The organism is Verticiella alkaliphila (assembly GCF_018904615.1).
GTDB classification, from domain to species: Bacteria; Pseudomonadota; Gammaproteobacteria; order Burkholderiales; family Burkholderiaceae_B; genus Verticiella; species Verticiella alkaliphila.
Genome location: NZ_JADCNH010000023.1, coordinates 59,441 through 77,351 on the forward strand (window position 1 = coordinate 59,441; position 17,911 = coordinate 77,351).

Sequence of the window (17,911 nt, forward strand, 5' to 3'; positions counted from 1 at the left end):
TCACCACAACAACCCTTCCCGAACACAAGAGCCGCATGTACGACATCATTGGCGACATCCACGGGCATGCCAGCGCCCTCACCCGACTGCTGACCCAGCTCGGCTATCAAGACACCGCCGGCGTCTGGCAGCACCCGCAGCGGCGTGTCATCTTCCTGGGCGACTTCGTCGATCGCGGCCCCGCGCAGATCGAGACGGTGCGCATCGCGCGGCGCATGGTGGACGCCGGGCACGCACTGACCGTGATGGGGAACCACGAGTTCAACGCCGTGGCGTGGGCAACACCCGACCCTGACCGCCCCGACAGCTTTCTTCGCCCGCACACCGACAAGAACCGCCGCCAGCACCAGGCCTTCCTGGACCAGGTGGGCGAAGACTCGGCCGCACACCGCGACATGATCGCGTGGTTCAAGACCCTCCCGCTTTACCTGGACCTGGATGGCGTGCGCATCGTCCACGCGTGCTGGCACCCGGCCGCGCTGCGCACGCTGGCGGCTTACACCGACGACCAGCACCGGATCGCGCCAGACGCCTGGCCCGAACTCTGTCGCAAGGGATCGCCCGGCTACGAGGCCCTGGAAACCGTGCTGAAAGGCCTGGAGATTCCGTTGCCCACCGGCAGCAACTTCCACGACAAGGATGGCAACCCGCGTCGCCACATCCGCACGCAGTGGTGGAACCTGGAAGGCCTGACCTACCGAGACCTGGCCATGGTGCCTGCCGAGGTTATCCCGCACATCCCCCATGAGCCCGTGGCCGCCGACGTGCTGCCAGGCTACGACGGCAAGAAGCCGCTCTTCATCGGGCACTACTGGATGTCGGGAGAGCCGAAGCCGCTCAACCCCTTCATCGCCTGCGTGGACTATAGCATCGCGGCGCAGCACGTGGGCGGGGTGGCAGGCAAGCTGTGCGCGTATCGGTTCGATGGCGAGGCGGAGCTGTCGGCGGACAAGTTCGTCTGGGTGGCGTGAGCGATTCAGCATGCGACACGCGATGTCGCATGCGCGCGCTGAAATGTCGATAAACGAGACAGGAGCGTGCCCCATGCGTCGTCGACCTTGCAGCGGTAAATCGAGTAAGGCTGGTGTTAGCCAACGAGCCACGAGCTTCACGGTGTCCATCGAGGACAACTTTCACGCCTTCATGGACGATGAGCCCAATGTGCTGGGCAACTTCGCAACCTACCCACATGCCGCCGCCGCGGCCGAGACGCGCGTAGAAAACAGCCTGCGCGATCTCGCCAAGCCTGGCATGACCGCTCGCCAGTTGCTCGACGCCTACGAGACATTCGGACAGGCGCCGGTCATCCGGCCCCCCGCGCCAACCGGCAAGTCATTCTCTGCCATGTCATATGCCTGCGACGCTGCAGAGGCGATCATCGCCGCGCTGCAGAACGAGGACGTCAGCTCATGAGCGAATACGGTCCGCTGAACGCACCGCGCGAGTTGGACAGGCTGCTGAAGCAGCTGCATGAGGTCGCCTGGGGGCTCATTCCGATCCCTGACCAGGCTTGCGTCAAGATCGCGCTTCCCGAGGGCGTGCCGGCCAGCACGGCCCTCCTCGCTTGGCTATCGACACGCCAGTACTGGGTCATTGACGTTCCGGGCGCCTGCTTCCTGCCCACACCAGGTGAAGGTGAAGAGGGTTCACGCCTCATCGTTCATCGGCGCGATCTGACCGACGCGGCAGGCACGCTCGAACAGGATCTAGCCACGTTGGCCGAACGTTTCGCCCTTGATGTGGTGCTGATCGCGCGCGTGGCCGAGCAGCCACGACGGATACGCACATCGTCCCTGCCTGGCGACCATCGCGATGCCCTCGACGAGGAATCACTGCAGCACCTCCGCCAGTTCGCACACCGATTGCAGACGCGTGAGCTGGCATGCGTCGACCGCAGGCCCGACACCATCAACGGCATCCGGGGGCTAAACGCCCTGGCCTCGATGCTGCAGCCGGCGCGGAATAAGCCTTCCGCCCCGTAGGCCCACGTGCGTAACGAGCCCCAGCCGAAACAGGAAACCATGCCCGACACCCGCATTGACAATCTGATTCGCGCCACGGACGCTCTCGGCGCCGAGATGAACGATCACACCCACGCCGAATCGCAGCGCATCTGGTCGCTCGCAACGCGGAATGAAGAAGGCGTGCGCCAGGAGCTAGACGTCGCTTATGGCCCCGACGCGCGCCACCAGCTGGACATCTACGTTCGAGACACGCCGGCGCACACCCGCAAACCCGTCTTCGTGTTCGTCCATGGCGGCGGTTTTACCGGCGGCAGCAAGCGCAAGCCAGGCACCTACCTGTACGGAAACATCGGCACGTGGGCCGCGCAGCACGGCATGGTTGGGGTGAACGTCACCTATCGCCTTGCACCGGAACATCAGTGGCCAGCAGCCATTGACGACCTGCAGCGAGCGTTGATCTGGATTGCTGAGCACATCGGCAGTCGAGGCGGCGACGCTTCGCGGATAGTGCTGGCGGGACACTCGGCTGGCGCTACGCATGCAGCGGGCTATCTGGCACGGCTTGCTGAGCGCAGTTCAGGCGATCTGCCCAACGTCGCCGCCGCAGTGCTGTTTTCGGGTTCGTACGACATCGTGGCGGCTTCGGATCGGCCTTCGATACAGGCTTACTTCGGGAGTGACCCCGATGAAGTGGCGAGGCGCTCGCCGCTGACTGGGTTGCTGCAGAATACGGTGCCGTTGCTGGTGGCCACGGCGCAACATGATCCGCCGATGTTTCGGCTGCAGGCTGAAAGCCTGATGCATCGGTGGCCTGCGAGCGGACGCCGACCAATCTATGTCGACCTAACAGGCCACAACCATTTCTCCATGGCTTATCACTTCGGATCCGAGGACAGCCGTTTTAGCGGAGCGATCCTCGAGCTTCTGGCGCAGCATGCCTTGCTGTCGCGAGATCGATCCAACCGTCGGCCATACGGTGACATGACGTGAGAATCCAACACTCAGCCCGATGAACGCTGAGAATCTCAAGCATAAGCTGTCGTTTTAGGTTACGTATTGTAGTATGTGCGGCGCCCAACGTTCCAGCCGGGATTGATCATCGTGGCTGCGATCGCTGCATATAAACCGCCCCCCCACCCTCAATTTCCAACATGCGACTGCGCATTGCCCTTCGCTTTGCGGCTGTGCTATCACTTGTCGGCCTGCTTTGGCATGCCTACCAGTTTGCCGCCACTCCCACGGCGCAGTGGTATGTCGAGCGCTCCGCAGATGCGATCCGCGTCAGCGTGCAGCGCGCGCTGATGACCGCCGCAACGCCCGATGCCATAGCGCAGCGGCTAGAGACAGCGCTGGAGAGCCACCCCGCAGATTGGCCCGCGATCAACATGCTGATGGCTTATGCCGACGACGAACAGATCCCGATACGCAGCGAACTGACCAGCCGCATCCAGCAGCGTCGCCTGTCCGAGCTGACATTGTCCGCGCGTGCCGGCGCCTGCGTCCGCTGCATGACCAACCCTCGGGCGTGCCCCCTGTCCGAAGCCAAGATCTGCGACATCGCTATCGAACTCACGCCGCTCGGAGACTTGAGATCGTTCAAGCTCGCGGTGGACGACTATCGCGAAGGCCGCGCCATTGACTCACTGGATGTCGGACTTGCCTCCGTCGGGTTGGCCGCAACGGCGGGTGCGGCCGTCACCGGCGGCGCAAGCTACTCCGCGAAGATGGGTGCTGCGCTGATCAAGGCGGGCAAGTCCGCAGGCAGCCTGTCGCATCGATTGCTGAGGAGCTTGAAGCGGCTGACGGTGGACCTCGTCGACTTCCGACGCCTGCCGAACAACTGGGCTCTTCACCCAAGAAAGAGCCTTGAGGCAGTAGACAGCCGAAAGCTCGCTCAACTGTCCGCGACGGCGGGCGCGGTGGGCGCCCTGCAACTGAAGATCGGGCCGAACGCCGCACTTCGCGTGTTGCAGCATGCCGATAGCCCTGGCGACATAGGTGCACTGTCTCGAGCAAGTGACGCGCTAGGCAAGCGCACGCCTGTGGCGGTTGAGGTGCTGGGTGGCAAGCGGGTGATCAGGCTGAGCTCTGCGCTGAGCCCGCTGGCGCGGCGTGTGGTCGGATGGGGGGTGTCTTTCCTGGGGTTGATTGCGGGACTCTATGCGCATTTGGCCTCAGCAGCGTGGGCAGCGGCTTGGAGAGCGGTCAAGCGGAAAGCCAGAAATGCAGCGGCGCCAGCTCTGTAAGCCTTTCATGAGTCGTCCACCGACAATGAAGCATTCGAACTCTGGCGCATGCGCCACCTACCCAACCCCGCATCCCTATCGCCTACTGCGTCCTGTGACTTCCACCATGAAATTTCTCTCTTTGACGCTCGGCATTGCGCTGACATTAGCGGTGCCGGCCTTGACATCGATAGCTCATGCTCAGGAGCCCACCCGCTCCTGGGTGCAGCGAGCCAAGACAGCCGTCATGGCCGATCCCAATCGTCTTCGCTTCAAAGACGCCTTTCCCACCCCTCTTTATCGCAAGAGCTATTTCGGCGCCACTGTCACCGGCGCCACGATCGTCGGCGCCGGACTCTTCAGCTATGCGACAGCAGGAGCTGGGGCGCCAGCAGCGGCCACCGGCGTCAGCTGGGTCGCCAGCATGGTGGCAGGCGGTGGCGCAGGATCGTATATGGCAGGGCTGTCGACGGTGGGCGGATGGTTTGGCGGTAACGCCATGGTGGGAAGCGCCATCCTGAACGGAATCTCCGTGGGTATTGGAGGCGCCGGCAGCAGTCTCGCCGGCAAGTCCCTCATGGGAAAGATCGGCATAGCCACGTCGACCTCAGCCACCCTGCTGGACGGCATCGCGATGGTTCAGCCAGCCAACACGCAAGAGCTTGAGTACTCCATCCATTTGACCGTGCCTGTGGAGCTCGAAACGCCGAGAACACGAGATGTGCTGGACCTGCATGAGAAGCTGCGCGACTTACTCCCCAGCCCGCTTGCGAACCTGGGCGCTAGCGGTCAAAAGATTGCGGAAGCGATAGATAGCGCTCTTAGAGAAAAGGTGATTTTGGACAGCGCCGCGCTTTTGAAAGAAGACGCGAACCTTCGCGATCTGGTGGTCATGGCCGTACTCGCGCATAACCACAAAGAACTCGAGCTCTTCGACCAACTCATGGCCAGGGCGATCTCGCAGGCCGCGCCAAAATCAGCGTATGTCGCGTACCTCGAGGCCATTCGACACTTGCAGACCGCGAATACATTCGCCGCCAAACAACAGTTGGAAGAAGCGCTCCTGGCGGAACCCTACGCTGTCGAACCGGCCATCTTGCTCGTCAACCTCCTTGCCACTGAGGACTTCGCGGGAAATGTTCACAACATCCGGCGCATCGTCGACGCGATGGAAGACCGCTTTGACACCGACAAGTACCAAACACCCTTTTCTACCGCGTCGATCCACTATCGCGTGGGATCGCTGTTTCTGGCTGCGGGACAGTTCCCACAAGCGAAAGCGGCATTCGACTCAGCACACAAGCAGTTTGGCTTCATCGAACGTCGATTGTCGGAGAGCACGCCCGTTTTATTGGTGCGAATCGGCCAGGCTAACGCGTTGTACGGCATGGGTAAGACTGACGAAGCAGACGCGCTGGCATCGGAATCCATCAGGAAAGCGGAGCTCAATGACGTGAAAGCTATGCTTCGAGCCGCCTACGCCGGGAACGCCGCGGAGACAAGCGAAAACTGAGCACAAGACAAAGCTTTCGCTATAGAGCTAGCGCCGAAGAGGCGATCTTCCAAGTGCATCCTGGACGTTGCCGTTAGAGCGGGGTCGCCCCTTGGCCCTCATCGCTCCCCCTCTTCCGCATACGCCAGCGCCGTCAACACCCGTCGCAGCACTTTCATGTCCTCCACACCCGCGATCTGACGATACTCCGCCTCGATCGCCTGGATGTGCGCATGGATGTTCAACAGAAAGGTCACGCCCTCCTCCGTGAAGGCGATCAACGAGGCGCGGCCGTCAGCCTCGTCGGGCACTCGAGTGACCAGGCCATCTCCCTCAAGCTCCTTCGCGGCCTTGGCCACCGCCTGCTTGCTCACGCCCATGCGGCGCGCGATCTCCGTGCTGCGGGTGCCCTCCAAGTCGATGTAGGGCAGGATCGCGGTGTTCGATGCGGACATCAGACGCGGGTCGCCTTGCGCATTCATTCGCCGGGTCAGGCGCCGGGCGAAGTCGCGCCGTGCCAGCAACAGCAGACGGCCGATGCCGTGCTTTCGGGAGTGCTGTAGCTCGGAGAGGGTGTCTTTGCTGATCATGAAGAGTGGGACGGCCGGGCAAGGCCTAGATCATAAACGTCAGCATATCGATATTTAGTCAATCTTGTTGACTATTTTTGCGGGGCTACCTATCCTGTCTTCAGCGTGCCCCGGAGACCCGCCAGCAGAGCGGATCCCGTCACCTCACGAGGATAGGGAGACACCCATCAAACTCACCGTGTTCCGCTTTGCGGCGGCCGCCTTGACGGCCTTTGCCCTGGCCGGCGCAGCGCTTGCCCAAGGCTACCCATCCCGGCCCGTGCGGCTGATCGTGCCCTACCCGCCCGGCGGCACCACAGACATGATCGCTCGTCTCTATGCGGACAAGCTGTCTTCCCGCTTGGGCGCCAACGTTATCGTCGAGAACAAGCCAGGGGCAGCCACCAACATCGGCAGCGACGTGGTGGCCAGAGCGACGGCCGACGGCTACACGCTGCTGTTCAGCGCCAGCGGCTCGACCTCCTCGACGGTGTTTGGCCCCGCGCCCACGTTCGATCCGCTGAAGGATTTCCAGCCGATCAGCATGATCTCGGAGCTGCCGTTCGTGATCGCGGCGAATCCAAAGGCAGCGTTCACGACATGGCCCGAGCTTGTCGCCATGGCTAAGACGAACCCAGGCAAATACACGATCGCAAGCGCGCAACTGGACGTGTACGTCGAATTGCTGCGCAGCCGCGCTGACATCGACATCTTGCACGTGCCCTACAAAGGCGGCGCGCAGTCCGCCACGGACGCCATCGCCGGTCAGGTCGACATGGCGTTTGCCCTCGTGCCCGTCGTGCTTCCGCACGTGGAATCCGGCAGCCTGCGCGCGCTGGCGACGACGGCCGGCCAACGCAGCGAGCGCCTGCCCGACACACCCACGCTGGTGGAACTGGGCATCGACTATGACGTGACCAGCTGGTACGCGCTCACGGGGCCCGCCGGGCTGCCGCCCGAGATCGTGACGCGTCTGTCCGGTGCCACGCGCGAGGCCGTCACGGATCCAGACTTCATTGCCAAGCTCAAGGACATTGGCGCCATCGCCATCGCGAGCACGCCCCAGGAACTCGACGCGCGCATCCGGGCGCAACTGGCGGTCTGGCAGAACATCGCCAAGCAGTTCCCCAAGCTGGTGAAGACCCAATAAGGAAGGTGGACCACGACATGGCTTACGAGCAGCACCGAGACGAGTACGCCCAGCGCCAAGCCCAGGCGAAAGGCATGGGCGGCGAGCGCAAACTGGCCGAGCGCAAGGCGGAGGGCATCCTGAACGCGCGCGAGCGCATCGACTTGCTCGTCGATCAGGGCACGTTCCTGGAAACGGGTCTGTTTGCCACCTCGCCGCGGCCGGAGATGCGCGAGCGCTCGCCCGCCGACGGCAAGGTCTCGGGCATCGGCCGCATCGACGGCCGGGATGTGGCCGTGGTGTCCAACGACTTCACGGTGATGGGCGCCTCCAGCAGCCCCACCAACACCGCGAAAGTGGGATATGTGAAGAAGGTGGCGACGTCACGCGGGCTGCCCATGGTGTTCCTGGGCGAATCCACTGGCGCGCGCATGCCCGACGTCATGGGCGCGGCCGGCGTGGGCGCGGGCGATCGCCCCACGCAATACCGACGCACCCGCGAGACGCCGTGGGTGGCGGCTGTGTTGGGCCACTGCTATGGCTCCTCGTCCTGGTACGCCGCGCTGGGCGACTTCGTCGTGATGCGCAAGGGCGCGATCACTGCCGTGTCCAGCGTGCGCCTGACCTCCATGGCGATTTCGGAAGAAGTCGACCCGGAAGAATTGGGCGGCTGGAAGCTGCACACTGAAGTCACCGGCATGGTGGACCTGGCGGTCGACACCGACGAAGAGGCCCTGGATGCCGTCAAACGCTTCCTGTCCTATCTGCCCAGCCACCACCTGGAGGCGCCGCCCGTGCACCCGGTCACGCCGGGCTCGGGCGAGGACATCGACAAGATCCTGGAGATCCTGCCGGAGTCGCGCACCAAGGTCTATGACGTGCGCAAGATCCTGAAACTCATCTACGACAAGGACAGCGTCTTCGAGTTGAAACCGCGCTTTGGCAAATCCATCGTGACGGCGCTTGCCCGTCTGGATGGCAAGAGCGTGGGCATCGTCGCGAGCAACCCCATGGCCAAGGGCGGGGCCATCGATCCGGATGCCTGCGAGAAGGTCGTGAGCTTCCTGGTGCTGTGCGACTCCTTCAACATTCCCATCATCTTCATGGTGGACCAGCCGGGCTTTCTGATCGGCATCGAGGGCGAACGCAAGGGCGCGATCGGGCGTGTGATGAACTGGATGAATGCACTGTCGCTGGTGACCGTGCCCAAGATCTCCGTGGTGATGCGCAAGAGCTACGGCCAGGCCGTGCTGAACATGGGCGGCGGCGGCAATGCCGATCATGTGGTGTGCTGGTTTGGCGCGGAGATCAACTTCATGGACCCGCGATCGGCCGTGCGCATCGTGCATGGCATCACGGAGGAGGACGACCCCGCGGGCTATGCCGAGAAGCTGGCGGAGATGACCCGGGGCACCTCGGCCTACGACGCGGCCGCCGTGCATGCGGCGCATGCGGTGATCGACCCGGTGGAAACGCGTGATCACCTGATCCGGGTGCTGGAGATCCATCAACTGCGCCTGAGCGACGGCGTGGGCGAGCACCTGATGCGTACCTGGCCGACGAGTTACTGATGCGCATGACACATGACATGGAACTGGGGTCGGGCACCCGCTTGCTGCGTGAAGCCCGCATCGCGTCCCGCCCTGCCCTGACGGAACCCGAGGCCAAGCGGCTGATTGCCGGGCGCGGCATTCGCACGCCCGCCGGTTGTCTGCTCGTGGACGCTGCTGCGGCGCAGCCCGACACGCTCACGGCCCTGACCGCGCCCTTCGTGGTCAAGATCGTGTCGTCGGACGTGCTGCACAAGAGTGAGAGCGGCGGCGTGGTGCTGAACCTGCGGGATGCGGCCGGGGTAGCCGACGCCATCGCGTCCATCCGTGAGCGCAATGCCGACGTGGCGATTGACGGCTATCTCGTTGAAGAGATGGCTGCGCCTGGCGTGGAGCTCGTGATCGGCGGCACCGTGGACCCGAGCTTCGGGCCGACGATCATGGTCGGACTGGGCGGGATCTTCGTCGAGATCCTGGAAGACGTCAGCCTGCGCCTGTGCCCCATCAGCCGTCAGGACGCCCGCGACATGCTGGACGCGCTGCGCGGGGCGGCCCTGCTGCACGGCGCACGCGGCAGGCCGGCCGTGAACATCGAAGCCGTCATCGACGCCATGATGGCGGTTGGCGGGGCGGATGGCCTGTTGATGCAGCATGGCGCGGACATTGCCTCGCTGGATATCAACCCGTTGATCGCCACCGCGCAGGGGTGCACTGCCGTGGATGCCCGGGTGCTGCTGCGGTCAGCGGGCGAGTCGGTTGGCAGCGCCGAGGCGCCCTCTGCGGATCTGCGTTGCCTCCTGCATCCTCGCTCCATCGCGGTGATCGGTGCATCCTCCGACGGCAAGGGCTCCGGCAACGCCTTCATTCGCAACCTGCGCAGCTTCGGGTTTGCCGGCGAGCTCTTCATCGTGCACCCCAGCGCCGCCGACATCGACGGCGTGCCGTGCTTCCCGTCCCTGGGCGCATTGCCGCAACCTGTGGACTATGCGTACGTGGCCATCCCGGCAGCGAAGGTGCCCGCCGTGCTCGCCAGCGCGCAAGGGCGTGTGGCGTTCGCCCAAGTCATGTCCAGCGGCTTTGCCGAAGTGGCCGGCGGCGAAGCGCTGCAGGCCGAACTGCTCGCTAGCGCCCGCCAGGGCGGCGTGCGCGTGGTCGGCCCGAACTGCCTGGGCCTGCACGCCACCCGCGCCCGCGTCAGCTTCATCGACCAGGTGGTGGCCGAGCCCGGTCCCTTCGCCGTCATCTCGCAAAGCGGCGGCATGGGCGTGGACATCCTGCGGCGCGGCCAGGCGCGCGGCGTGCGCTTCTCGCACCTCGTCACCGTGGGCAACTCGGCAGACGTCTCGCCCGTCGAGATCCTGCGCGAGATGCTGGCCGACGATAGCGTGGGCGTGATCGGCATGTACCTGGAGAGCGTGGCGGACGGCCGCGCGCTGCTGGACGTGCTGCGGGCTCAGCAAACATCAGGGCGCCCGGCCAAGCCCGTCGTGCTGCTCAAGGGCGGCACCACGGAGCAAGGACAGCGTGCCGCAGCCTCGCACACCGGCGCGCTGGCCAGCAACGAGCGCCTGTGGTCCGCCCTGTGCGAACAGACCGGCATGGCCAGGGTCGACACGCTGGACACCTTCATCGACGCCGCGTTGACCTTCCAGCTGCTGACGCCCAACGTGACGGCGCCCACCCGCAATGTGTGCCTGTTCGGCAACGGCGGGGGCACCAGCGTCGTGGCCTGCGACACCTTTGCCAGACACGGCATGGCCATCTCGCCCTTCTCCCCCGATGTCGTCAACGCTCTCGAAGCCCTACAGTTGCCCCCCGGCGCGAGCGTGCTGAACCCCATCGACACCCCCGTCGGCGTGCTTAAGAAAGGCGACGGCGCGATCGCCGAGCAGATCTTGCGCATCGTCTACCAATCCGGCGAGGCTGATGCGGTGGTCCTGCACCTGAACCTGCCGGTGATCCTCGGCTATCACGATCGCTCTTTGCTGGACAACCTCTTCCAGGCGGCGCTGCGTGCGCGCGAAGCCAGCCCGCGCCAGACACACTTCACGCTGGTGCTGCGCTCGGACGGCTCGGGCCCCATCGACGACCTGCGACGTGCCTATCGCGAAGACGCCATCGCGCGCGGCATCGTGGTCTACGACGAACTGCCGCAAGCCGCCGAGGCGCTCAGCGCGCTGGCCAGCGTCGAGCGCCACGGCCACCGACAGCTGACGGCACGCCACCCTTCTTGAGGACCCACCATGTTCCATAAAGTCCTGGTCGCCAACCGCGGCGCCGTCGCCGCCCGCGTCATCCGCACGCTACGCGCCATGGGCATTCGATCCGTCGCCGTCTATTCGGAAGCCGACGCGAACATGCCCTACCTCGCTGCCGCCGATGAATCCTTCTGCATCGGCGCCGCCGAACCCCGCGCCAGCTATCTGAACCAGGACGCCCTGCTCGACGTGCTCAAGCGATCCGGCGCCGATGGCCTGCACCCGGGCTACGGCTTCCTCGCCGAGAATGCCCAATTCGCCCAACGCGTGAACGACACCGGCGCACGCTTCATCGGCCCCAGCCCCCGCTGGATCGAAGCCATGGGCCACAAGACCCGCGCCCGCCAGTTGATGGCCGAGAACGGCCTGGCCATGGGCCCCAGCTCCAGCCTGCTTGATGGCGACATCGCCGCCGCCATCCAGGCCGCAGAGAAGATTGGCTTTCCCGTGCTGGTCAAGCCCGCCGCCGGCGGCGGCGGCATCGGCATGGAAGCCGCCCACGACGCCGAGCAACTCGCCAAGGCCATCACGCGCGCCTGCTCCCTGGCCGAGCGCAGCTTCGGCAGCGCCGAGGTCTACCTCGAACGCCTGATGCTCAAGCCCCGCCACATCGAATTCCAGCTGCTGGCCGACCAGCACGGGCAGATCCGCCACTTGTTCGAGCGCGACTGCTCCATCCAGCGCCGCCATCAGAAAGTCATCGAAGAATCCCCCGCGCCCCTGCTGCCCCGCAGCGTGGTGGACGCAGCCGGCGACAACATCGTCAACGTGTTGGGCAGACTCGGCTACGACATCATCGGCACCGCTGAAACCCTGTATGGCGGCGACGACTTCCAGTTCCTGGAGATGAACACCCGGCTACAGGTGGAACACGCCGTCACCGAGGAAATCACCGGCATCGACCTGGTCGCAGCTCAAATCCGCCTGGCCGCCGGCGAATCGCTGAGCGCCGTCCTGCCCGCAGACGTGTCCGCCCACGGCCACGCCATCGAAGCCCGCGTCTACGCCGAAGACCCCGTGCGCTTCTTTCCCTCGCCCGGCACGCTCAAGACCCTGCGCCTGCCCTCGGGCCCTGGGATCCGCGTGGAGACGGGCTTTGGCGAAGGCAGCACGGTGACGCCCTACTACGACCCGATGATCGCCAAGATCATCGTGCATGCGCCGGATCGCGCACGCGCTGTCGACGCGTTGATCGACGCCCTGGACGCCACCGTGATCGAAGGGGTGAAGCACAACATTTCATTCGTGCGCAATGTGCTGGACAGCGACGAATTTCGCAGCGGGCATGTCCACACCGGCCTGGGCGCGGAGATCCTCGCGCGCGACGCCAAGGCACGCACCCGCGCCGCCGCGTGAGACCGCGCCCCCTCTCTTCCATTCAACGCATCATTCGGAGAACATCACCATGGCACGCATCGACATCCGATCGGAAGTCACCGGCAAAGTGTGGAAGGTCGAAGCCCCTGTCGGCACCTCAGTGCAGGAGGACGATCCCATCCTGATCATCGAATCGATGAAGATGGAGATTCCGGTCGTGGCGACGGACAGCGGCAGCGTGGTGGAGCTGCTGGTGGGCGAAGGAGATGCGGTGGAGGATGGGCAGGTCGTAGCCGTATTGGAGGCCTGAGGCGCGCTCGTCACGGCCCTTGTCGAGAGAACTCGACCCGGCTGACGACGGGCCGGTGCCGACTGCCCATGGCGGCGTGAGGGCGGTCACGACCAGCCCGAGAACGGGTTGGGAAAGGTCGTCCATCCCCGCGGCCCCAGGGCCATTTCGGCGTCGTCCAGCAGGCAGGCGTCCAGACGCCTGCACAGTGCCTCTTCGTCCATGCCAATGCCGATCAGGACGATCTCCTGGCGGGCGTCACCCACATTGGCATCCCACTTCTCCCGGATGCGTGCCACGTCCTCCGGATCCTGCGGCCAATGCTCCGGGGGCACGGCCGCCCACCACTGCCCGGCCACCCCATGACGGGCGATGGCCCCCGCCTGTGACCAGCTGCCGGCCAGCGTCGGATGGCTCGCAAGCCAGAAAAAGCCCTTGGAACGGACCACCCCTGGCCACTCGCTCTCGACCCAGTCGAAGTAGCGCTGCGGGTGGAAGGGCCGGCGCGCGCGATAGACGAAGCTGCGAATACCGTACTCCTCGGTCTCCGGCACGTGCGCGCCACGCAGCTCCTGCAGCCAGCCAGGCGCCCGGGAAGCTTCGGCAAAGTCGAAGAGCCCCGTATCCAGCACCCGATCGAGTGGCACACGGCCGAACTCGGCCACTTCCACCCGAGCGCGCGGATTCAGACCACGCAGCATGGCCACCAGCTGCTCGCGCTCGGCCTGAGCGACGAGATCGATCTTGTTGAGAACGATCACGTCGCAGAACTCGATCTGCTCGATCAGCAGATCCACCACCGTGCGCTCATCCTCGTCGCCCAGCGACTCGCCGCGCGATTGCACGGAATCGCGCGAGCTGTAGTCTCGCAGGAAGTTGTACGCGTCCACCACCGTCACCATCGTGTCCAGACGCGCCACGTCGCCCAGGCTGCGGCCATCCTCGCCTTCGAAGGTGAAGGTCTCGGCCACGGGCAAGGGCTCGGAGATGCCCGTCGATTCGATCACGAGCTGATCGAACCGCCCTTCCCGCGCCAGCCGCTCCACTTCCACCAGCAGATCCTCGCGCAACGTACAGCAGATGCAGCCGTTGCTCATCTCCACGAGCGTCTCCGTGGTGCGCGAGAGGCCCGCGCCGCCCTCACGGACCAGCGCGGCATCAATGTTCACCTCGCTCATGTCGTTGACGATGACCGCGACGCGCCGGCCCTCGCGGTTATGCAGGATATGGTTCAGCAGCGTCGTCTTGCCCGCGCCAAGAAAGCCGGACAGGACGGTGACGGGGAGCTTGGCAGTGGCGTTGGCGGGAGCTTGGGTGTTCATGGGAGGGAGGGCGTTGGCAGAGGGAAGGCGTGGTCCGGTACAGAGGCGCGACATGCGATTCGCCGCACACTATAAATGCAATGATATGACATATCAATTCTGATTTGACACGGTGACCGCAGCCGACAGCGTCTCCGCGGGCTATGTCAACGCCGCCGCGGGAACCTCGTCCACAACGAGCCGCCCACGCGGAAGCGGCGCGGCTTGGGCGCCGCCTCCCCGCTCGGCCAGGCGCCCGCAGTCCCCACCTGCGCCGGCAGGGTCTCGATGACAGCCTGCGGGCCTTCGATATCCCAGCCGATCACGCAGCAGCCGCAGCCCGAGCTGCGCACACACGTCAACTCATCCGCGTGGGCCAGCATCCATTGCTCGGCGAGTGCCACGATGGTCTCATCGCCCACGTCGACGCAGATGCATGCGCGACCGGCGCCGGGCGCCGGCGCATCCGGGATGGGGTCTACGCGCAGATACAGGGCGCGTACAGCGTCGTCATCGTCCATGCGGCCTCATTCCCTTTACAGCAGCCACTCATGGTACGGGATGCCGCTGCGCCCAACGAAACGTCCCATGCCCATCGGAGCCTCGACCCCTATCAACATGGAACCCCTCACCGTGGGCTGGCAGAAGGGATGCGCACCGATGGCAACTTGAAGATAGTGGAAGTGGTGCGAGTCTCTTCCGGCCCCGATGAAGGGGCTCATGCAAGGCGTAACGTCAGGGCTGTTGCGCACCTGATTTCCGGCCCACTTTCGCGGCGCCGTAGGCATGCCGCGCCGGCGCGGATCGGATGGCAGGGGCGTAGTGATCGAAGCCGACCGCTGCTGACGTCACGGATTTATCTTGACGACGTCACCCTGGCATCACACCGGCGATTCCCACCACCCGATGTACTCGATCCCACCGGCGACGAGCCCCGCCACCTGCTCACGGTTCTCCTGCGATTCCGAGAACGACGCCAGCACCGACGCCTGGCTGCCCCCATGGCTCAGCTCGTCCAGCCAATACGCATAGCCCGAGGCATCCGGCTGCCGATGCAGCACGTGCTGATAGAGCAGTTCGATGAAGCGCTCGTGCCCGTTACCCACCCCATACAGGGCCTGATATTCCCCCGTGCCCGTGAAGCCTCGAGCGATATCAGTGACCGAATAGCCATAGTCGAGCTGCGCGATCCAATAACCCAGGCCGACCGGGTCCGGCTCACGATCAAAGGCCGCCCGGTACATCTGATAGGCCTGCCGCGCATGCCCCGTCGGGTCCACATCCAGCGCCAGCATCGTGTCCGAAAAGCTCACGCGTTCCACCGTGTGCAGCATGTCCCAGCCCTCGTTCGAGCCCGCCGGCGCCACCACTTCCCAGATGTCTTGCGTGAGCCGGTTCACCTCATAGGCATCTCGCTCCAGCGCATACCAGGCCGTGTCGATGCCGCCCTCACCGATCAGGTAATCATTGCCCTCCCCGCCCACCAGCACGTCGTTGCCGTCACCGCCAAAGAGCGTGTCGTTGCCCGCCCCACCCTGAAGCGTGTCAACCCCGTCCCAGCCGATGAGAATGTCGTCGCCCGGCGACCCGAGCATCACATCGTTGCCTCGGAACATGTGCACCAGCAACCCGAAGACGTCGCCGCGGCCGAGGTAGGCATCGACGGTGCTCAAGCCGACGCTCAACTGATCCATGGCATAGAGCACGTTGCCGTACTGGTAGTGCTCGTACCCGGTGACCGTGCCCGTGACGACGCCCGAGCCGTGATAGGTGAAGTTGCCGTAGTACGTCCAGCTCATGCCGTTGGCGCCGGCGGCGGAAAAGCCGTTCGGCGTAACGGCAGTGACGACGCCGCGATCGACGGAGACGTTGAGCATGTCGACGGGGTGGAATTCGATAAAGCGGGCCATGGGGTCAGTGAAGTGTGAGGCGCAGACAATATTGAAGCACGCTGCACGAACCCTGCACCGGATCCGACTTATGGCCTCTCTCCCGCATCCCCGAAGAGCAGGTGCGCGCCCTCACGCCTGAGGACATTGAACGTCTAGAAGACGTGCTGGCCGCGGCCATCGACGACCTTCAGATTCCAGTGCAGGCGTCCCCGGCGCCTTAGACTGAGCGCTCAGCACCTGCCAACGAGCTGGACACCCTGCCCTTCCCCTCCTCAGAACCGAGCGGATCGGTGTCCACGGCGGCAAAGCCCGCTGTGTCCATCGCCGCAATGATCGTGCGCTGCACAGATTTACGCGTTATCCACGAACCGTACGCCACGAGAATCCGGAAGAATCACTGTGCGAGAGACAAGCGGGGATAGCACCTCGACGAAAAACTTGGGCTGAACTGCCAACAGGTGTTGCCGCGGACCATCGGTCTACTGTGGTTGCCCGAGGATTCGAGCCACAGCAGATCATCGATGCGATCGGATTTAGGGTGACTGACTGGAAACGTCTTTGTGGTCTGTAACTGCGTATCTGTCGCGCCAGCCAAAAGCTGCTAGCGGTCTGGTACGGCTGAAGCCCGGTTCGACACACGCAGCTGAAGCAACGTGAGCCGACGTAGAGCTCAAGTTATCTAATTCCGAAAGCACAAACGCAGGAGCCTGTAGCTTTAGGCGAACGCTCTACGAGCGCCCCGGCGGGCTTTTTTGCGTCTCCCGCACAAAGCCGGGCTGCACCCCAGCATATGTCACGAATTAAAAGTGTCAAAACGTGATAAAAAGCCGTGCTTTGATACCAAAATATACTGTTAACAACAATGCGTCTCATCAGTCTCGTTACCCTGTCTGCTGTGCTTCAGGGATGTGCGTACACATCAGTGGTTTCCAGCGCCGACGGGTCGGCCGAAATCATGCCGTCCAGGAAGCTCGCTGAGGATGCCACCGTACGCGTGCACCCCGAGCTGTCTGGACTGCGCCAAAAGGTCAATCTCGGTCACGTCTGCGGCGCTCACAACTACGCTGTCGATTGGGGCGGCGCGGTCTCCGAGTCCATCTCCAAAACGCTTGAAGGCGGCTTTCGGCACGTGAGCAGATCCGACTCGGTGGCAACCGGTGTCGGCCAAGGCTACGCGCTCGATTTCTCGCTGTCCGAAGCAATCGCGCGCTTGCGCTTCATACCTGGTTTCTTCGTCGCTACCGCAGAGGCACACAGCGAACTGGCAATCCGCATGCGCGCCTCTGATTCCGCTGGCAACCTTCTGTACCAAGGAACTGCACGGGGCGAGGGCCGCGCTGACACGTCAGGTGGTTGCGACATCGGAGAGCAGGTTGTATCGGAAGCAAGCCGCAAGGCGCTTCAGCGAACGATGGAAGACATGGCGCAGAAACTCATCAACTCCGGGATCTTGGCTGAACAGTCGAAACCTGGAGTCTCAGTACTACAACCGAGGCTGTAAGGCTGAACGAGCCCGCTTAAGCGGTTTTTTGCGTCTCTTCGCCTGGCTTCACGGTTTCAGAGAGGGCGGCAGCGTGGTGGAACTGCTGGTGGGTGAAGCAGATGCCGTGGAGGATGGGCAGTTGGTGGCAGTGTTGGAGGCTTAATGAGCAATTGCTCGCTGCTTGTCTCAAGAGAAGTTAGCAGCCTTGGAGAGGGGGCTGGTGCCAAACGACCCTATCGATTTGAGCCCGGTCGAGGCTAGCTCGATGACGTGCCAAATGACTGCATTGGTAGCCCTCGCAGCTGCTTACTCGGCAGTAGCCCCCTCCGGAATCTTTGTCACCTCAACGATGACTTCCCAGCCGATGGGCTTGCCCCGTTACTCCGGACAGATCAGATGGCATGATCATGCCTGGAGAGCGAAGCGATGGCACGAAGCAGAA

General features: G+C 64.1%; 16 protein-coding genes. 12 read left to right on the forward strand and 4 right to left on the reverse strand.

Annotated elements, in window-relative coordinates:
- The first annotated feature begins 35 nt into the window (after positions 1-35).
- The 6 genes from IMZ29_RS14975 to IMZ29_RS15000 all read left to right on the forward strand — a co-directional run bounded on the left by IMZ29_RS14975 (position 36) and on the right by IMZ29_RS15000 (position 5,702).
- The gene (locus IMZ29_RS14975; protein WP_216185532.1) at positions 36-971 is read left to right on the forward strand and encodes a metallophosphoesterase; all 936 of its coding nucleotides are present in this window, start codon (positions 36-38) and stop codon (positions 969-971) included.
- 73 nt (positions 972-1,044) lie between these two features.
- A complete protein-coding gene (locus IMZ29_RS14980) occupies positions 1,045-1,413 on the forward strand; it encodes a hypothetical protein (protein ID WP_216185534.1) in 369 nt (122 codons plus the stop codon).
- Positions 1,410-1,982, forward strand: coding sequence for a hypothetical protein (locus IMZ29_RS14985; protein WP_216185536.1), 573 nt, complete (start codon positions 1,410-1,412; stop codon positions 1,980-1,982). Before IMZ29_RS14980 ends, IMZ29_RS14985 begins: the two co-directional genes overlap by 4 nt.
- Positions 1,983-2,021: 39 nt before the next feature.
- On the forward strand, positions 2,022-2,954 hold the full coding sequence (locus IMZ29_RS14990) for an alpha/beta hydrolase (RefSeq protein WP_216185538.1): 933 nt from the start codon (positions 2,022-2,024) through the stop codon (positions 2,952-2,954).
- A gap of 161 nt (positions 2,955-3,115) precedes the next feature.
- Entirely contained in the window at positions 3,116-4,210 is a 1,095-nt protein-coding gene (locus IMZ29_RS14995; RefSeq protein ID WP_216185540.1) for a hypothetical protein, read from the forward strand.
- A 106-nt stretch (positions 4,211-4,316) separates the two neighbouring features.
- Positions 4,317-5,702 carry a tetratricopeptide repeat protein gene (locus tag IMZ29_RS15000; protein ID WP_216185542.1) on the forward strand — a complete coding sequence of 462 codons (1,386 nt, stop codon included), beginning with the start codon at positions 4,317-4,319 and terminating at the stop codon, positions 5,700-5,702.
- Positions 5,703-5,800: 98 nt separating this feature from the next.
- Here the strand turns inward: IMZ29_RS15000 and IMZ29_RS15005 are convergent, their stop codons facing one another.
- Positions 5,801-6,271, reverse strand: coding sequence for a MarR family winged helix-turn-helix transcriptional regulator (locus tag IMZ29_RS15005; protein WP_216185544.1), 471 nt, complete (start codon positions 6,269-6,271; stop codon positions 5,801-5,803).
- A 178-nt stretch (positions 6,272-6,449) separates the two neighbouring features.
- Here IMZ29_RS15005 and IMZ29_RS15010 point away from each other — a divergent pair, with 178 nt between their 5' ends.
- Genes IMZ29_RS15010 through IMZ29_RS15030 form a run of 5 tightly spaced genes read left to right on the forward strand, consistent with a single transcriptional unit; the run spans position 6,450 to position 12,814 of the window.
- The gene (locus IMZ29_RS15010; protein WP_216185546.1) at positions 6,450-7,400 is read left to right on the forward strand and encodes a tripartite tricarboxylate transporter substrate binding protein; all 951 of its coding nucleotides are present in this window, start codon (positions 6,450-6,452) and stop codon (positions 7,398-7,400) included.
- A 17-nt stretch (positions 7,401-7,417) separates the two neighbouring features.
- Complete coding sequence (locus IMZ29_RS15015) at positions 7,418-8,950, forward strand: acyl-CoA carboxylase subunit beta (RefSeq protein WP_216185548.1); 1,533 nt, start codon at positions 7,418-7,420, stop codon at positions 8,948-8,950.
- Entirely contained in the window at positions 8,950-11,163 is a 2,214-nt protein-coding gene (locus IMZ29_RS15020) for an acetate--CoA ligase family protein (protein WP_216185550.1), read from the forward strand. Before IMZ29_RS15015 ends, IMZ29_RS15020 begins: the two co-directional genes overlap by 1 nt.
- Positions 11,164-11,172: 9 nt before the next feature.
- Complete coding sequence (locus IMZ29_RS15025) at positions 11,173-12,543, forward strand: acetyl-CoA carboxylase biotin carboxylase subunit (protein ID WP_216185552.1); 1,371 nt, start codon at positions 11,173-11,175, stop codon at positions 12,541-12,543.
- Positions 12,544-12,592: 49 nt separating this feature from the next.
- Positions 12,593-12,814, forward strand: a complete 222-nt coding sequence (locus IMZ29_RS15030; protein ID WP_216185554.1) for an acyl-CoA carboxylase biotin carboxyl carrier protein subunit — start codon at positions 12,593-12,595, stop codon at positions 12,812-12,814.
- Between the two features lie 86 nt (positions 12,815-12,900).
- Here the strand turns inward: IMZ29_RS15030 and zigA are convergent, their stop codons facing one another.
- The 3 genes from zigA to IMZ29_RS15045 form a co-directional block, all read right to left on the reverse strand.
- Positions 12,901-14,115, reverse strand: a complete 1,215-nt coding sequence (gene zigA, locus IMZ29_RS15035; protein ID WP_216185556.1) for a zinc metallochaperone GTPase ZigA — start codon at positions 14,113-14,115, stop codon at positions 12,901-12,903.
- Between the two features lie 146 nt (positions 14,116-14,261).
- Positions 14,262-14,615, reverse strand: coding sequence for a hypothetical protein (locus IMZ29_RS15040; RefSeq protein ID WP_216185558.1), 354 nt, complete (start codon positions 14,613-14,615; stop codon positions 14,262-14,264).
- Positions 14,616-14,975: 360 nt separating this feature from the next.
- On the reverse strand, positions 14,976-16,004 hold the full coding sequence (locus IMZ29_RS15045; RefSeq protein WP_216185560.1) for a DUF4214 domain-containing protein: 1,029 nt from the start codon (positions 16,002-16,004) through the stop codon (positions 14,976-14,978).
- An 844-nt stretch (positions 16,005-16,848) separates the two neighbouring features.
- Between IMZ29_RS15045 and IMZ29_RS15050 the strand changes: the two genes are divergently transcribed.
- A complete protein-coding gene (locus IMZ29_RS15050; protein WP_216185562.1) occupies positions 16,849-17,487 on the forward strand; it encodes a hypothetical protein in 639 nt (212 codons plus the stop codon).
- The last annotated feature ends 424 nt before the right edge of the window (positions 17,488-17,911 follow it).

What these genes read in the sequence shown, in the direction of transcription:
- IMZ29_RS14975 (WP_216185532.1), top strand. Translation starts at nt 36, where the DNA reads ATGTACGACATCATTGGCGACATCCACGGGCATGCCAGCGCCCTCACC.
- IMZ29_RS14980 (WP_216185534.1), top strand. Translation starts at nt 1,045, where the DNA reads ATGCGTCGTCGACCTTGCAGCGGTAAATCGAGTAAGGCTGGTGTTAGC.
- IMZ29_RS14985 (WP_216185536.1), top strand. Translation starts at nt 1,410, where the DNA reads ATGAGCGAATACGGTCCGCTGAACGCACCGCGCGAGTTGGACAGGCTG.
- IMZ29_RS14990 (WP_216185538.1), top strand. Translation starts at nt 2,022, where the DNA reads ATGCCCGACACCCGCATTGACAATCTGATTCGCGCCACGGACGCTCTC.
- IMZ29_RS14995 (WP_216185540.1), top strand. Translation starts at nt 3,116, where the DNA reads ATGCGACTGCGCATTGCCCTTCGCTTTGCGGCTGTGCTATCACTTGTC.
- IMZ29_RS15000 (WP_216185542.1), top strand. Translation starts at nt 4,317, where the DNA reads ATGAAATTTCTCTCTTTGACGCTCGGCATTGCGCTGACATTAGCGGTG.
- IMZ29_RS15005 (WP_216185544.1), bottom strand. Translation starts at nt 6,271, where the DNA reads ATGATCAGCAAAGACACCCTCTCCGAGCTACAGCACTCCCGAAAGCAC.
- IMZ29_RS15015 (WP_216185548.1), top strand. Translation starts at nt 7,418, where the DNA reads ATGGCTTACGAGCAGCACCGAGACGAGTACGCCCAGCGCCAAGCCCAG.
- IMZ29_RS15020 (WP_216185550.1), top strand. Translation starts at nt 8,950, where the DNA reads ATGCGCATGACACATGACATGGAACTGGGGTCGGGCACCCGCTTGCTG.
- IMZ29_RS15025 (WP_216185552.1), top strand. Translation starts at nt 11,173, where the DNA reads ATGTTCCATAAAGTCCTGGTCGCCAACCGCGGCGCCGTCGCCGCCCGC.
- IMZ29_RS15030 (WP_216185554.1), top strand. Translation starts at nt 12,593, where the DNA reads ATGGCACGCATCGACATCCGATCGGAAGTCACCGGCAAAGTGTGGAAG.
- zigA (WP_216185556.1), bottom strand. Translation starts at nt 14,115, where the DNA reads ATGAACACCCAAGCTCCCGCCAACGCCACTGCCAAGCTCCCCGTCACC.
- IMZ29_RS15040 (WP_216185558.1), bottom strand. Translation starts at nt 14,615, where the DNA reads ATGGACGATGACGACGCTGTACGCGCCCTGTATCTGCGCGTAGACCCC.
- IMZ29_RS15045 (WP_216185560.1), bottom strand. Translation starts at nt 16,004, where the DNA reads ATGGCCCGCTTTATCGAATTCCACCCCGTCGACATGCTCAACGTCTCC.
- IMZ29_RS15050 (WP_216185562.1), top strand. Translation starts at nt 16,849, where the DNA reads ATGCGTCTCATCAGTCTCGTTACCCTGTCTGCTGTGCTTCAGGGATGT.